The organism is Streptomyces sp. NPDC005492 (genome assembly GCF_040605995.1).
Classification (GTDB): domain Bacteria; phylum Actinomycetota; class Actinomycetes; order Streptomycetales; family Streptomycetaceae; genus Streptomyces.
In genome coordinates, this window is sequence record NZ_JBEXDX010000025.1 from 59,984 (window position 1) to 74,935 (window position 14,952).

The following is a 14,952-nucleotide window of genomic DNA, read 5'->3' on the forward strand; positions in this document are numbered from 1 at the left end:
GGAGGCCGACTGCGCGGGCACACCCGGGTCGCGTATGGTCACGCTCACCTACCCCCGGCTACCCGTGGTGCACCCGTGATCCGATTCGACAGTGTCTCCAAGGTCTACCCCAAGCAGACCCGCCCCGCTCTCAGGGACGTCTCCCTGGAAGTGGAGAAGGGCGAGTTCGTGTTCCTCGTGGGGTCCTCCGGCTCCGGAAAGTCCACCTTCCTGAGGCTGGTCCTCCGCGAGGAGCGGTGCAGTCAGGGCCAGGTGCACGTGCTGGGCAAGGACCTCGCCCGCATCTCCAACTGGAAGGTGCCGCAGATGCGCCGCCAGTTGGGGACCGTCTTCCAGGACTTCCGCCTGCTGCCCAACAAGACGGTCGCCGAGAACGTGGCCTTCGCGCAGGAGGTCATCGGCAAGTCCAAGGGCGAGATCCGCAAGTCCGTGCCCCAGGTGCTCGACCTCGTCGGGCTCGGCGGCAAGGAGGACCGCAGGCCCGGTGAACTCTCCGGCGGTGAGCAGCAGCGCGTGGCCATCGCGAGAGCCTTCGTGAACCGGCCCAAGCTCCTCATCGCGGACGAGCCCACCGGCAACCTCGACCCGCAGACCTCCGTCGGCATCATGAAGCTGCTCGACCGGATCAACCGGACGGGCACCACCGTGGTGATGGCGACGCACGACCAGAACATCGTGGACCAGATGCGCAAGCGCGTCATCGAGCTGGAGGGCGGCCGCCTCGTCCGTGACCAGGCGCGTGGCGTCTACGGCTACCAGCACTGACCGCCGTCCGACCGCCGTCTGATGTCCGTCCACGGAAAGGCCTGAAGAAGCCGCCATGCGCGCCCAGTTCGTACTGTCCGAGATCGGTGTCGGTCTCCGCCGCAACCTGACGATGACCTTCGCGGTCGTCGTCTCCGTAGCCCTGTCCCTGGCCCTCTTCGGCGGCTCGCTCCTGATGAGCGACCAGGTCACCACGATGAAGGGCTACTGGTACGACAAGGTCAACGTCTCGATCTTCCTCTGCAACAAGAGCGACGCCGAGTCCGACCCCAACTGCGCCAAGGGCGCGGTGACCGACGACCAGAAGACGCAGATCAAGTCCGACCTCGACAAGATGTCGGTCGTCCAGAAGGTCACGTACGAGTCGCAGGACGAGGCGTACAAGCACTACAAGGAGCAGTTCGGCGACTCCCCGCTGGCCAGCTCCCTCACGCCGGACCAGATGCAGGAGTCGTACCGCATCAAGCTCAAGGACCCGGAGAAGTACCAGGTCATCGCGACCGCCTTCGACGGCCGCGACGGCGTCCAGTCGGTGCAGGACCAGAAGGGCATCCTGGACAACCTCTTCGGGCTGCTGAACGGCATGAACTGGGCCGCCCGCGCGGTCATGGCGCTGATGCTGGTCGTCGCCCTGATGCTGATCGTCAACACCGTGCGCGTCTCGGCGTTCAGCCGCCGCCGTGAGACCGGCATCATGCGCCTGGTCGGCGCGTCCGGCTTCTACATCCAGGCGCCGTTCATCATGGAGGCCGCGGTCGCCGGACTGATCGGCGGCACCGTCGCCTGCGGATTCCTGGTCATCGCCCGGTACTTCATCATCGACCACGGCCTGGACCTGGCCCACAAGCTGAACCTGATCAACTTCATCGGCTGGGACGCCGTCCTCACCAAGCTCCCCCTCATCCTCGCGACGAGCCTCCTGATGCCGGCGCTTGCGGCGTTCTTCGCGCTGCGCAAGTACCTGAAGGTTTGACGGCTCCCTCTCCCCTGGCAAGGAGGGGATTCCTGGCTCGGGCTGCCTCCCGGAGCGGCGCTCCGGGAGGTCTTGTGCCCTCGGCACCAGCCGGGTCCAGACCTGCCCGGACGAGCATCACGCGGGCGGAGTTCTTGTCCCTCGGGGACACGAGTCCGCAAGCGGTGCACGTGTAGGTACGTTCGGACAGCGGGAGGGCGTGCTTGGTTCTCGCTCCGCACCGGCCGCAGTCCATGGTGGTGTGTGCTGGACGCACCAGACGTACGTCCCGCCCGTGTTTGTGGCCCATCTCGATCAGGGCCTGTTTCGTGGCCCCGATCGCGGCGTCCGCGGCCTTGCGTGCCATGGACGTCTTCGCGAGGAACTTCGGTCGGAAGTCCTCCACCGCGATCGCGTCATGGTCGCGCACGACCATCTTGGCCCACTTGCGTGCGGCGTCCTGTCGTTGCCTGGCGATCTTCCGGTAGGTCTTCGCCCGCCATCGTTTCGCCTCCCGGTAGCCCTTCGAGGCCGGCCGACCCTTCTTCGGCCTGCGGCGGGCCACCATCCGGTCGTATCGCGACAGTTCGGCCTGAGCTTTCCTGCCGTGCTCGGCGTGGGGAAGGTCGTGTGCGTCGCTGGTGGTGGTGGCCGTCTCCCGCACTCCCCAGTCCACGCCGAGTACCTGGCCCACCGCGGGCAGCGGCGAGATCTCGGCGGGGACGACGAAGGAGGCGTACCAGTCGCCGCAGCCGTCCTGGTGCACGCGTACCGACGAGGGCTCGGCGGGCAGTTCGCGTGACCACACCACGGTCGGCGAGGTGCCGCCCGCCAAGTGCAACCGCCCGTCCTTCAACCGAAAGCCGCGCCGTGTAGTTCAGACTCGGACGGCTCTCGTGCTTTTTCTTGTGGCCGGGCATTCCCGCCCGTCGCATCACCGGCAGGCGTTCCTTGATGTCCCTCAGAGCCTTCGCGCGTGCCGTGCCGAAGTCGCGGATCACTTGCTGCTGCGGGACGGACGCGCCCCGGGCCAGCCACGGTGTGACCGCCCGGGTCTCGGTCAACATCTTGTCCAGGAGTGCCGGACCGCACATCTCCCCATCCCGATAGGCCCTCTTGGAACGGGCCACGCACTCGTTCCACACCCACCGACAGCGCCCCCACTCGGCCAGTAGCGCCTCGCGGGCCGTGGACGAGACCCGCAACCGGTAGGTGAAGCGGGCATGCCCGATACGGGCAGCCACCTGCGTCCCGACCATGTCCTCACCCCCACTCGCCGCAGACCGTATGCACGACACTCGAACGCCTGGGGGCGTATCCCGCCTGCTTCACGCCGACGAGTGAGCGCTCGTACGTCTGATCACTTCCGCGCGATTTCACCGTGTCCCGCCCCGGGTGCCTCGGTGACGCATGCCACGACGGCCGTACGGGCAACCGCCCGTGCGGTCCTTCGTGTTGTCCTAGACTCACCGCCATGTCAGGTCGTGACCTGTTCTGTCAGCCCCGCCGCATCCGCCGCGGGGCCGCCCTGACATTGGTGTTCGCGAGTGTGCTGGTGGCCGGGGCGGCGACCGGGTCGTTCGACGAACCCGACCGGTCGGACCGGAAAACGGCGGCCGGTGCGGCCCGTTCGACGCCCGTCGCGCACGAGGACGTCGCGAAGGCCGCCGCCGAGGCGAAGGCCGACGGCAAGTCGCCCATGGAGGCCGCCGAGCGCGCCGTCAGCCGTAGTGGGGACCGCTGGGGTGCCGTGTACTCCCAAGGGGAGTACGAGGAGTTCGAGGAGGCCCTCGACGGTCAGTACACCGGCGTCGGTCTCTGGGCCCGCCGGGAGCGCGACGGCCGGATCGAGGTGACCAAGGTGCAGTCCGGGTCGCCCGCGGCCACCGCCGGCATCCTCAAGGGCGACCGGCTGCGCAGCGTCGACGGCGAGAGCGTGGACGGACAGCCCGTCACCGAGGTCGTCTCCTTACTGCGGGGCGATGCCCAGGACGCCGCTGCCGGCACCGCCGTCACCCTCGGCCTGGAGCGCGGCACGCACGCGTGGAGCGAGACCGTACGCCGCGCCCGCCTCTCCACCGACTCCGTGACGGTCACCAGACTGGCCGACGGGGTCACCGTCATCAGGATCGCCGCGTTCACCAAGGGCGTCGGCGACATCGTCCGCACCGCCGTCCGGCAGGCCCCCGCCGACTCCGCCTTCATCCTCGACCTGCGCGGCAACTCCGGCGGCCTGGTCACCGAGGCCGTGACCACCGCCTCCGCCTTCCTCGACGGCGGCCTCGTCGCCACCTACGACGTCGACGGCCGGCAGCGCGCCCTGCACGCGGCCACCGGCGGCGACACCACCAGACCCCTGGTCGCGCTCGTCGACGGCGGCACCATGAGCGCGGCCGAGATGCTCACCGGCGCCCTCCAGGACCGCGGCCGCGCGGTCGTCGTGGGCTCCAGGACCTTCGGCAAGGGCTCCGTCCAGATGCCGAGCCAACTGCCCGACGGCGCCGTCGCCGAACTCACCGTCGGCCATTACCGCACCCCCTCCGGCCACACCGTCGACGGCCGGGGCATCACCCCCGACCTCGATGTCACCGCACAGGGGCAGGCCGCCGTGCAGCGGGCCGAGACGGTACTCAGCGGTCTCGGGGACGCTTCGTAATCGCCTTTCCCTCGGACCCCCTCGTAGTGCGAAAATGGGCAGCACTATGAGCAAGGGAATGTACGTACCCAAGGAGTCCCAGCCCAAGCAGGGCGGCGGGGCCGCGAAGGCCAAGGACGGCAAGCGCAAGATCGTCGCGCAGAACAAGAAGGCCCGGCACGACTACGCGATCGTCGACACCTACGAGGCCGGGCTCGTCCTGACCGGCACCGAGGTCAAGTCGCTGCGCCAGGGGCGCGCCTCGCTGACGGACGGCTTCGTCCAGATCGACGGGGGTGAGGCGTGGCTGCACAACGCCCACATCCCCGAGTACAGCCAGGGCACCTGGACGAACCACACGGTCCGCCGCAAGCGCAAGCTGCTGCTGCACCGCGAGGAGATCGACAAGCTGGGGTCCAAGGCGGAGGAGACGGGTCACACGATCGTGCCCCTCGCCCTGTACTTCAAGGACGGCCGGGCCAAGGCCGAGATCGCCCTCGCCCGAGGCAAGAAGGAGTACGACAAGCGCCAGACCCTGCGCGAGAAGCAGGACCGGCGGGAGTCGGACCGCGCGATCGCTGCGGCGAAGCGGCGCCAGCGGGGCCAGTAGCCGCGAGGAATAAGGTGGCATCGGCGTGCGTTGTTCACGTACGATGGACACCGCACCTCACAGCAGGTGTGCGCCTCTTCTCTTGGAGATGTACGGAGAGGCTTGAAAAATAAACATGGGGATGATCGGTTTCGACAGCGGCTGTTGAAGCAGGTGAAGCGTGTCGAGGAAGCGGCAATGATCTCGTAAACCATATGTCGCAACCAATAATCGCCAATTCCAAGAGCGATTCCCAGTCCTTCGCCCTCGCTGCCTAATAACAGCGACTGAAGGACCCTAAAAGGGTGTCAGCCCGGGGGTGTTCCCGACCCGGATCCTGGCATAATCTAGGGAACTAAACCATCGAGCCCGGTCACGGGGTTCGATGGGAAATCAAACAGTGACTGGGCCCGTCGGCGACTTGTTCGCGTGATCGCCGGGGCCGAGAAAATCACAGCGAACTGCACACGGAGAAGCCCTGATTCTGCACCGGTGGACGCGGGTTCGATTCCCGCCATCTCCACTCATCCCATGTTTGTAAAGGCCCCGCCACTTTCGAGTGGCGGGGCCTTTGTCATGCGGTTCAGTGAATGCTGAACGTCGACAGTCGCAAGCCGTCGCTCAGCACCAGATACACGTCGCTACGGCCTTTCGCCGCGCCCGACAGGTCGGCGGTCACCGTCTCGTAGTCGTACGACGACGCCGTCCCGTCCGTGTGTGCCGTACCCACGAGTCTGCCCGTCGGGGAGCCCAGCCGGACCTCGATCGTGCCGGCGGCCGTCCCCGCCACCTGGGCCGTGAACTTCGTCGCCTTCGTGCCCAGTTGGCTGTCCGTGAACTTCAGCCACGCGCCGTCCGCCGCCGCGCCCACCGCCGTACCGCTGGCCTTGGACTCGTCGACGAGGTGGATGCCGGAGTAGTCGTCGAAGTTCTCCGCGCGGGTCGTTCGCGACAGGTCGCGGGGCGGGATGGTCTCTCCGTGGACCTGCCAGGTCGTACGGGCGCGGATGTCCGTGGAGGACGCCCCGGCCATCACGTCGTACGTACCGCTCTCCACCACCCATTTCGAGCGGGTGACGTCCCAGTGGGCGAGGTCCTTCCGCTGGATCTTCAGGTGGACCGTCTTTGTCTCCCCGGGTTTGAGCGAGACCCGTTGAAAGGCCTTGAGCTGTTTCAGGGGCTCCTTGTCGCGGGATGTGCGCTGGTGGGTGTAGAGCTGGACGACCTCGTCGCCCGCCCGTTTGCCCGTGTTCGTGACCGCGACCTCATAGCCGCCCGCCACGGGCTTCAGGGTGCCGTAGCGGAAGGTCGTGTACGAGAGGCCGTAGCCGAACGGGTAGAGCGGGGTGCCCCGGAAGTACTGGTAGGTGCGGTCGGACTTGATGATGTCGTAGTCGAGGATCGACGGGAGGTCGGCGTCCGAGCGGTACCAGGTCTGGGTGAGGCGGCCGGACGGGTTGACGTCGCCGTAGAGGACGTCGGCGAGGGCGTTGCCCGTCTCCTGGCCGGCGTGGGAGGTCCAGAGGACGGCCGGGACCTCCTTTTGCACAGCCCCCAGTGTGGTGGGGTAGCTGTTCTCGACCACGACCACCGTCTTCGGGTTGGCCTGGTGGACCGCTTTGACCAGGGCCTCCTGCGAGGGGGCCAGGGCCATGTCGGTGCGGTCGTGGGCCTCGCGGCCGTTGATCGACGGCATGGAGCCGATGACGACGACCGCCGTGTCCTTGCCCTTCACCGCCGCCACCGCGTCCGCCACCCCGCTGCGGACCACGTCCTTCGTGTAGTGCGCGGCCTTGTCCTTGGTGACCAGGCCGAGGGTGCCGTTCGCATCGGTCGGGCCGAGGTAGACCGGGCTGGACCACCAGGACTCGGACGTCTCGTAGCCCGCGTACTTCAGCAAGTACGTGCCGTCGTCCTGCTGTTCCAGCTTGAACTGCTGCTGGACGTACCAACCATTGGGCTGCGTCTGGTCGTTGACGAAGTTCGACCAGTTGTAGCCGACGTATCTGCCGTTGGCGGCCGAGCGCAGGGTGACGATGCCCGAGCCCCAGTCGAAGGTGTCGAACTGGGCGGTGGTGTCCGTGTTCGTGGTCTCCGTGAGGGGCGCGCCCGCGTCGCCGGTGCCGGCCGTGACGTACTTGCCGGTGGCCGTGTCGCGCAGCGCGATGCGGTCCACTCCCTCGCTGGTGGCCACGCCGGTGCCCAGTTTGGAGGTGATGCCCTGCGCGGGGGTCACGGCGTAGGGGAGGGTGCCCGAGTACCAGTCGGTGTAGAGGGTGTCGGCGAGGGGGCCGACCACGGCGACGTTCTTCGCCGAACTGCCCAGCGGGAGCGTGCCGTTGTTCTTCAGGAGTACGGCGCCCTCGGCCGCCGCCTTGCGTGCCAGCCGCTGGTGGGCCGGGCTGTTGATGACCGACGCGTCGATCGAGCCGAACTTCCCGCCGCCCGGGTCGAATTCGCCGAGCCGGACGCGGACGGAGAGGATGTCCGATACCGCCTTGTCGATGTCCGACACCTTCAACAAGCCCTGTTGCAACGCCGAGTTGACCGCCGTCGTCGTCGGGCCGGGGTCCGCGCTGTTGTCCGTGAAGCTGTCGACGCCCGCCTTGAGTGCCGCCGCGTCGCCCTCGGTGATCGTGGGGTAGTACTGCTGGGGTGTGACGAGGTTGCCGGGGGCGAAGGCGTCGGTGACGTTCAGCAGGCGTTGGTCGGTCCACTTCCGTACGACGTCGTCCAGGTCCGGATTCACCGTGGCGGGGCGGCCGTTGACCAGGTTGTACGAGGTCATCACGCCCGTGGCCGCGTCCGCCTCGATCGCAGGCTTGAAGGCTGCCTCGTCGTACTCCTTCTCGACCCGTGGGCGCAGGTCGGAGGAGGTGGTGGCGCGGTCGACCTCGTTGTTGTAGGCGAGGTAGTGCTTCAGCGTGGGGGCCGTCTTGAGGTGGTTCGGGTCGCCGCCGGTGAGGCCCTCGCCGTAGGCCGTGGACAGGACGCCGGTCAGTTCGGGGTCCTCGCTGTAGCCCTCCTCGTTGCGGCCCCAGCGCGGGTCACGGAGGAGGTTCACCACCGGTGCCCAGAGGTTCAACCCCCAGCCGTCCGGACGTTGTTGTTGGAAGCCCCGAGCTTCGTCGCCGACCGCCGAGCCGACCTGCCGCATCAGGGCCGGGTCCCAGGTCGAGGCGAGTCCGATGGCCTGTGGGAAGACGGTGGTCCTGCCGAGCCAGGCGACGCCGTGCAGGGCCTCGGTGCCGGTGCGGAAGGACTGGATGCCGAGGCGCGGGATCGCGGGCTCGTACTGGTGGAGGAGGGAGATCTTCTCGTCGAGGGTCAGTCGGCCCAGGAGGTCGTCGACGCGCTGACTCACGGGGAGAGTTGGGTCGCGGAAGGGGTACGGGGTCTCGGCCGTGGCCGGGACCGTCGCTCCCAGAGCGGCGATCAGGGCGAACGCCACGACCAGCGTGGTTCTGTGTCTTCTTCTCTTGCCTTTCATGTCACGGCTCCTTCGGTTAGGGCCTTGCGTCAACGGTGGTGGGATCAGGGCGCGTTGCGTGGTGCCGTGCTCGCGCGTTCCGTCAGCCGGGGGGCGAGCAGCGTCGCGGCGGGCACGGTCTTGCCGTCGAGTTGTTTCATCAGCAACTCGACGGCTCTGGAGCCGAGTTCGTCGGCGGGCAGCGCGACCGAGGTGACCGGGACCCGTACGGACTCGGCGAGTTCGTCGGGGCAGATCGCGGTGACCGACAGGTCGCCGGGGACGCGCAGGCCGAGCTGTTCGAAGGCGTCGATGAGAGGTTCCAGGAGCGGCTCGTTGTGGACGACGACTCCAGTCAACGCGGGCTGTTCGCGCAGCAGTTGCTCTGCCACGGCCGTCGCCGCGCCGGGTTCCGCCTCGCACGGGTGGACGGAGGAGGCGAGCCCGTTGCGGTCGGCGGCGGCCGTGAAGCCCTGGACGACCCGCTGGGCGAAGGCTGTTCCCCGGACGTACACCTCGGGCGGTGACCCGACGAGGGCGACGACGCGGTGCCCGAGCCCCGCGAGCCGTTCCACGCACAGTTCACCGGCCGCCTTGAAGTCGAGGTCGATGCAGGTCAGTCCCTCCGCCTCGGCCGGGAAGCCGATCATCACGGACGGTCGGTCCAGGGAGCGGAGCAACGGCAGCCGGGGATCGTTCAGTTGGACGTCCATCACGATCATCGCGTCCACCAGTGCCGTGTCCGCGACCCGCCGCAGGCCCTCCTCGCCCTCCTCCTGGGTGAGCAGCAGCACATCGTGGTCGTGGCGGCGGGCGGTGGTGACCACGGACACCGCGAACCGCATGACCACCGGGACATGGATGCCGGTCCGTAAGGGGATCACCAGCGCCAGTACGTTGGACCGGCTGCTGGCCAGGGCGCGGGCACCGGCGTGCGGCCGGTAGCCCAGCTCGCGGATGGAGGCCTCGACGCGCTGCCGGGTCTCCTCGGAGATCGGGCGCTTGCCGCTCAGCGCGTACGACACGGTGCTGGGGGAGACCCCGGCGTGCCGGGCCACATCGGTGATCTTCACCATCAGCCCAGCTCCAGGGTGAGGAACCCGCTGCCCGACTTCGACCGTTCCCCGGCGGCCAGCCCCCAGGTGAGGGAGGCGTCGCTGCAGGATGCCCGGAGCGTGTCCCCTTCCCGTACGACGGTGAAGGTCACGTCGCCGATCGGCACCGTCACCTGGGCGCCCCGCTCCAGGCCGTACGCGCGCAGGGTGACCCCGTCGGCGAAGTCGTAGTCGGGCCGGTCGGCCACCGCGCCGACCGGGATCACCGCGCCGGGGCGGACGAGCAGGGGCACGCTGTCGAAGCCGTGCTTCTCGCGGATCCAGCGCGGGCCGGTGACCGTGCGGCCGGTGAGGTAGTGGGTCCAGGTGCCCTCGGGGACGTAGTACGAGACGTCTCCGTCGTCGCTGAACACGGGCGCGACCAGCAGATCGCTCCCGAGCATGTACTGCCGTTCCAGATGCGCGCACCCGGGGTCGTCCGGGAATTCGAGGACCATCGCCCGCATCATCGGCACGCCTTCGGCGGAGGCGGTGCGCGCGGTTTCGTAGAGGTACGGCATGAGGCTCAGCTTGAGGCGGGTGAACTGCCGTAGCACGTCCACGGATTCCTCGTCGAAGAGCCACGGGACCCGATAGGACGAACTGCCGTGCAGTCGGCTGTGGGACGACAACAGGCCGAAGGCCAGCCAGCGTTTGAAGAGGGCGGGGGTCGGGGTTCCCTCGAAGCCACCGATGTCGTGGCTCCAGTAACCGAAGCCGGACAGGCCTAGGGAGAGCCCGCCGCGCAGCGACTCGGCCATCGACTCGTAGGTCGCCTCGCAGTCGCCGCCCCAGTGAACGGGGTACTTCTGGCTGCCAGTTGTCGCCGAGCGGGCGAAGACGACCGCCTCGCCCTCGCCCCGGTGTTTGCGCAGCACGTCGAAGACCGTGCGGTTGTAGAGGTAGGTGTAGTAGTTGTGCATCCGCTCGGGGTCGGAGCCGTCCGCGTAGGCGACGTCGACGGGGACCCGCTCGCCGAAGTCGGTCTTGAAGCAGTCGACGCCCTGTGCGAGCAGCGCCTCCAGCTTGGCGGCGTACCAGTCGCGGGCGGCCGGGCTGGTGAAGTCGACCAGGGCCATGCCGGGTTGCCACAGATCCCACTGCCAGACACTGCCGTCCGGCCGGCGCAGCAGATGGCCGAGTGCCTTGCCCTCGGCGAAGAGCGGTGAGCGCTGGGCGATGTACGGGTTGATCCAGACGCAGATGTGCAGGCCCCGGTCCTTCAGCCGGGCGAGCATGCCCTCCGGGTCGGGGAAGACCCGCGGGTCCCACTGGAAGTCGCACCAGTTGAACTCGCGCATCCAGAAGCAGTCGAAGTGGAAGACCGACAGCGGGAGTTCACGCTCCCGCATCCCCTCGATGAAGGACGTCACCGTCTCCTCGTCGTAGGAGGTGGTGAAGGACGTCGACAGCCACAGCCCGAACGACCAGGCGGGCGGGAGGGCCGGGCGGCCGGTGAGGGCGGAGTACTTGCGGAGGATGTCCTTGGGGGTCGGGCCGTAGATGACGTAGTACGTCAACTGCTGGCTCTCCACGCTGAATTGGACGCGTGATACCGCCTCCGAGCCGACCTCGAAGGAGACCCGCCCGGGGTGGTCGACGAAGACGCCGTAGCCCGCGTCGGTCAGATAGAACGGGACGTTCTTGTAGGCCTGTTCGGTGGCGGTGCCGCCGTCGGCGTTCCACATGTCGACGACCTGGCCGTTCTTGACGAGCGGGCCGAAGCGTTCGCCCAGTCCGTAGACGGAGGTGCCCACTTGGAGCCCCAACTGCTCGCGCAGATAGTGGGCGCCGGTCGCGTCCCGCATGATGCCCATGCCCTTGGGGCCGCTGCCGGTGAGGACCCGGCCATGGGCGAGGAAGTCGACGTGCCAGGGGCCGGTGCGGGCGACCTGGACCGACAGGGCGCCGGAGGTGAGGGTGGCGTGTTCGTCGTCGTAGGACGTGTGAACCGCGAACTCCTCTTTCGGGACCTCGAATTGGGGGCCGCGCGGCTGTTCGCCCTCGAAGTGGGTGAAGGTGACGCCGATGACGTCGGGCATCGGGGCGTGGGCGCTGATCGTCACGACCGGTCCCTTCAGCAGGTCGCCGCGGTGGCGGATGGGCACGGTCGGCGCGTGGATCTCCAACGCGCCGTCCGGGGCGGTGACATCGAGGACTTCGACCGGGTGGGCGGCGGTGACGCCCTCGCGCAGCAGCCAGTAGCCGTCGGTGAACTTCACGTGGGGGGTCCCCTTACTACTTGACGGCACCCACGGCGATGCCGCGCGTGAGGGTCCGCTGGAAGACGAGGAAGAAGACGATGGCGGGCAACACACCCAGCAGGGCGGCCGCGTTGGTCATCGTGGCGTCCATCAGGCGCTGGCCCTGGAGGACGCCGAGGGCCACCGACACGGTCTGGTTGTCGTTGGAGATCAGCATGACCAGGGGGAGCAGGAACTCGTTCCAGGTCCAGATGAAGAAGAAGACCAGCAGGACGCCGATGGTGGGGCGGCTGACCGGGACCACGATCCGCCACAGCACCTGCCACTTGTTCGCGCCGTCGATCCGGGCCGCCTCGATGATCTCGCGGGGGAACTGGCCGAGCACGGACGAGAGGAGATACGTGCCGAACGCCGCCTGGATCACCGTGAAGACGATGATGACGCTCAACCTCGTGTCGTACAGGCCGACTTGCTTGCTCAGGTAGTAGATCGGGTAGACCAGCGCCTCCTGCGGCAGCATGTTGGCCAGGACGAAGAAGGCCAGGACCCAGGTGCGGCCCCGGATACGGCCGATGCCGATCGCGTACGCGTTGAGAACCGATAGGGCGGCGGCGAGGACGGCCACCGAGCCGCTGATCAGCACCGAGTTGAAGAGTTTCTGGCCGTAGTCGACCCGCTGCCAGAAGTCCTTGAGGCCGTCCAGGTAGAGGCCTTGGGGGAGGCTGAGCGGGCCGTGTTCGGAGTACTCGGCCGGTGACTTCACGGCGTTGACCAGGACGATCAGGAACGGGATCACCATGAACAGCGCGGCGAGGCACAGGGCGATCAGTACCGGGTAGCGGCGCAGAGCGGTCGTCATGCGCGGGCCCCTTCCTCGATGTCCTCCGCGCGGGTCTGGAGTCTCAGGAAGGCCAGGGACAGCACCAGGATGATCACGGTCAGCACCGTGGAGATCGCGGCGCCGTAGCCGACCTGGGTCTTCTCGAAGAAGGTGGAGAAGGAGAAGTAGGAGGGGACGTCGGTCGCGCCGCCCGGTCCGCCCTTCGTCAGCACGTACACCGCGCCGAACACCTTGAGCGCGGCGATCGTGCACCAGGTGAGGACGACGTAGATCTCGGGGCGTATCTGCGGCAGCGTGATGTGCCAGAAGCGGCGCCACCAGCCGGCGCCGTCCAGCTCGGCGGCCTCGTAGAGCTGCGGGTCGACGCGTTGCAGGCCGGCCATGAACACCACGAGTGGGAAGCCGAGTTGGACCCAGACCATGACGCCCATGACGCTGTACAGCGCGATGTCGGGGTCGCCCAGCCAGTCCTGCTGCCAGGAGCCCAACCCGACCGCTTTCAGCAGGGCGTTGAGGGAGCCGTTGTCCGGGGCGAGGATCCAGCTCCAGACGATGCCGGCGACCGCGATGGGGAGGACCTGCGGGAGGTAGAAGCAGGCGCGGAGGATCGCGGCGATACGGCTGCCGAAGTGCTTGCCGATGTAGTCGAACAGGGCGGCGGCCAGGACGAGTCCGACGATCGTCGGTATCGCCGCCATCGCCACGACCATGAACAGGCTGTGCCGGAAGGACGCCCAGAACTCCGCATCGTCCAGCAGATCACGGTAGTTGGCGAGCCCGGACCACTTGGGGTCGCCGACGCCCTGCCAGTCGGTGAAGCTCACGGCCGTGTTCATCAGGAAGGGGACGACGATCACGGCCAGCGCGGCGAGGGCGCCGGGCAGCAGGAAGAGGGCGTAGGAGTTGCGGGGGCGAGGGTGGCGCGGGCCGGGTGGCTGGTGCTTGCCCGCGGCCCGCGCGCCCTTCTCGACGGTGACCGTCATGTCGACGGAACACCCTTGTCGTACGCCTTCTGCAGGTTGCTGAGATAGGCGTCCGGTTTCTCGCTGTTCGTGATCAGCTTCTGGGTCTCGGAGACGAGGACGTCGTAGAAGCCGGGGACCGGCCAGTCCGGGTAGAAGGCGAGGCCGTCACGGCCGGAGACCGTGTTGAAGTTGGCGATGAGTTCCTTGGACTTGGGGTCGGTGATCGCGGAGGTGTCGGCCGCGACCGGGATGCCGCCCTTGTTGCCCATCAGGTTCTGGATCTTCTTCGACAGGGTGATGTCGATGAAGTCGTAGGCGAGTTCCTTGTTCTTGGCGCCCTTGGGGACGACCCAGATGTTGCCGCCGGAGCCGAGGGTGAGGTTCGAGCCGGGCCACAGCGTCGTGTCCCAGTCGAACTTGGCCTCCGTCTGGAAGCGGCCGTACCACCAACTGCCGGAGAACAGGATCGGCGCCTTGCCCTGGATCCAGGAGACACCGGCGTCCTCGGCCTTGGTGGAGCTGGAGGTCTTCGCGATGTAGCCCTTCTTCACCCAGTCGGCGAAGGTGGTCGCCGCGTAGGTCCAGGCCGGGTCGTGGAAGTCCGTCTTGCCCTTGTACAGCTCGTACTTGTCGACCCAGGCGCGGTCGGCCTTAGACAACGCGAGTTGGTAGAGGTACTGCTGGGCCGGGTACTCCGCGCCCGCGTTCGCCAGCGGGGTGACGCCCTTCGCCGCGAACTGGTCCATGGCGGCGGTGAGTTCGTCGAACGTCTTCGGCTCTGCGATCTTGTACTTCTTGAAGAGGTCCTTGTTGTAGTAGACCATCGTGTACTCGCCGTAGTCGGTGACGCCGTACCACTTGCCGGAGCCCATCACGCCGTTGGCGTCGTACATGTCGGTGGTGCCGACGCTCCCGGGGATCTTCTTGTCCCAGCCTCGCTTGGTCGCCTCGGCGGTGAGATCGGTGAGCAGGCCCTGTTTGGAGAGCAGGCCCGCTGTCGCGTTGCCCTTGTTGTACTCCATGACGTCCGGCGCGTCCGAGGAGTTGAGGACCATCGGGGCCGTCTTCTGGATCTGCTCGAAGCCCTTCTCCTCGAACTTCACCTTCACGCCCGGGTGTTGGGCCTCGAACTCCTTGATCGCCTCGTTCCAGGCCACTCCCATCGCGCTGTCGGGGCCCTCGTAGTGCCAGAGCTTGAGCGTCTTGCCGTCGGAGGAGCCGCCGCCGTCCGAGCCACCGCAGGCGGACAGGAGCAGGGATCCGCTCAGGATCAGCGCGGCGGCCGCCGCTCGCCTTCGTGCCGTCAACATCCAGTGCCTCCAGGGGAGTCGGATGGGATGTCGAACCGATTCGACGGGCTCCGTCGAAGCGCTTCGACGGAGGAAGGTATGCAGGGGCTGTGAGGGCGTCAATGGGTTTGGCGGAGATTGGGGCAAGC

10 protein-coding genes, 1 other RNA gene and 1 pseudogene are annotated in these 14,952 nt (G+C 67.7%); 5 read left to right on the forward strand and 7 right to left on the reverse strand.

Features of this window, described 5'->3' with window-relative positions:
• The first annotated feature begins 75 nt into the window (after positions 1-75).
• Together ftsE and ftsX are read left to right on the forward strand one after the other, a co-directional pair.
• Positions 76-765 carry a cell division ATP-binding protein FtsE gene (gene ftsE / locus ABZT04_RS28865; RefSeq protein WP_019065989.1) on the forward strand — a complete coding sequence of 230 codons (690 nt, stop codon included), beginning with the start codon at positions 76-78 and terminating at the stop codon, positions 763-765.
• A 55-nt stretch (positions 766-820) separates the two neighbouring features.
• Positions 821-1,738 (forward strand): permease-like cell division protein FtsX, encoded by a 918-nt coding sequence (gene ftsX / locus ABZT04_RS28870; protein WP_355920329.1) that lies wholly within the window; start codon positions 821-823, stop codon positions 1,736-1,738.
• Here the strand turns inward: ftsX and ABZT04_RS28875 are convergent.
• A pseudogene (locus ABZT04_RS28875) lies at positions 1,665-2,976 on the reverse strand (transposase). The gene ftsX and the pseudogene ABZT04_RS28875 overlap by 74 nt on opposite strands.
• Positions 2,977-3,191: 215 nt before the next feature.
• On the opposite strand from ABZT04_RS28875, the gene ABZT04_RS28880 reads away from it, so the two are divergent.
• From ABZT04_RS28880 to ssrA, 3 genes are all read left to right on the forward strand, one after another.
• Positions 3,192-4,373 (forward strand): S41 family peptidase, encoded by a 1,182-nt coding sequence (locus tag ABZT04_RS28880; protein WP_356059903.1) that lies wholly within the window; start codon positions 3,192-3,194, stop codon positions 4,371-4,373.
• Between the two features lie 58 nt (positions 4,374-4,431).
• Positions 4,432-4,962 (forward strand): SsrA-binding protein SmpB, encoded by a 531-nt coding sequence (gene smpB / locus ABZT04_RS28885; protein WP_355920440.1) that lies wholly within the window; start codon positions 4,432-4,434, stop codon positions 4,960-4,962.
• A gap of 117 nt (positions 4,963-5,079) precedes the next feature.
• Positions 5,080-5,467, forward strand: a transfer-messenger RNA (tmRNA) gene (gene ssrA, locus ABZT04_RS28890).
• A gap of 57 nt (positions 5,468-5,524) precedes the next feature.
• Here ssrA and ABZT04_RS28895 read toward each other — a convergent pair.
• From ABZT04_RS28895 to ABZT04_RS28920, 6 genes are read right to left on the reverse strand one after another with little or no spacing between them, the layout of a single operon-like run.
• Positions 5,525-8,431 (reverse strand): glycoside hydrolase family 3 C-terminal domain-containing protein, encoded by a 2,907-nt coding sequence (locus ABZT04_RS28895; RefSeq protein WP_356059904.1) that lies wholly within the window; start codon positions 8,429-8,431, stop codon positions 5,525-5,527.
• A 44-nt stretch (positions 8,432-8,475) separates the two neighbouring features.
• Positions 8,476-9,486 carry a LacI family DNA-binding transcriptional regulator gene (locus ABZT04_RS28900; RefSeq protein ID WP_356059905.1) on the reverse strand — a complete coding sequence of 337 codons (1,011 nt, stop codon included), beginning with the start codon at positions 9,484-9,486 and terminating at the stop codon, positions 8,476-8,478.
• Positions 9,486-11,726, reverse strand: a complete 2,241-nt coding sequence (gene yicI / locus ABZT04_RS28905) for an alpha-xylosidase (protein ID WP_356059906.1) — start codon at positions 11,724-11,726, stop codon at positions 9,486-9,488. Before yicI ends, ABZT04_RS28900 begins: the two co-directional genes overlap by 1 nt.
• A 16-nt stretch (positions 11,727-11,742) precedes the next feature.
• A complete protein-coding gene (locus ABZT04_RS28910; protein WP_356059907.1) occupies positions 11,743-12,567 on the reverse strand; it encodes a carbohydrate ABC transporter permease in 825 nt (274 codons plus the stop codon).
• Positions 12,564-13,532, reverse strand: a complete 969-nt coding sequence (locus tag ABZT04_RS28915; protein ID WP_356059908.1) for a sugar ABC transporter permease — start codon at positions 13,530-13,532, stop codon at positions 12,564-12,566. Before ABZT04_RS28915 ends, ABZT04_RS28910 begins: the two co-directional genes overlap by 4 nt.
• Positions 13,529-14,824 carry an extracellular solute-binding protein gene (locus ABZT04_RS28920; RefSeq protein WP_356059909.1) on the reverse strand — a complete coding sequence of 432 codons (1,296 nt, stop codon included), beginning with the start codon at positions 14,822-14,824 and terminating at the stop codon, positions 13,529-13,531. Before ABZT04_RS28920 ends, ABZT04_RS28915 begins: the two co-directional genes overlap by 4 nt.
• Positions 14,825-14,952: the final 128 nt, after the last annotated feature.

Coding starts and splice junctions, on each gene's coding strand:
- ftsX (WP_355920329.1), top strand. CDS start 821: ATGCGCGCCCAGTTCGTACTGTCCGAGATCGGTGTCGGTCTCCGCCGC.
- ABZT04_RS28880 (WP_356059903.1), top strand. CDS start 3,192: ATGTCAGGTCGTGACCTGTTCTGTCAGCCCCGCCGCATCCGCCGCGGG.
- smpB (WP_355920440.1), top strand. CDS start 4,432: ATGTACGTACCCAAGGAGTCCCAGCCCAAGCAGGGCGGCGGGGCCGCG.
- ABZT04_RS28895 (WP_356059904.1), bottom strand. CDS start 8,431: ATGAAAGGCAAGAGAAGAAGACACAGAACCACGCTGGTCGTGGCGTTC.
- ABZT04_RS28900 (WP_356059905.1), bottom strand. CDS start 9,486: ATGGTGAAGATCACCGATGTGGCCCGGCACGCCGGGGTCTCCCCCAGC.
- ABZT04_RS28910 (WP_356059907.1), bottom strand. CDS start 12,567: ATGACGACCGCTCTGCGCCGCTACCCGGTACTGATCGCCCTGTGCCTC.
- ABZT04_RS28915 (WP_356059908.1), bottom strand. CDS start 13,532: ATGACGGTCACCGTCGAGAAGGGCGCGCGGGCCGCGGGCAAGCACCAG.
- ABZT04_RS28920 (WP_356059909.1), bottom strand. CDS start 14,824: ATGTTGACGGCACGAAGGCGAGCGGCGGCCGCCGCGCTGATCCTGAGC.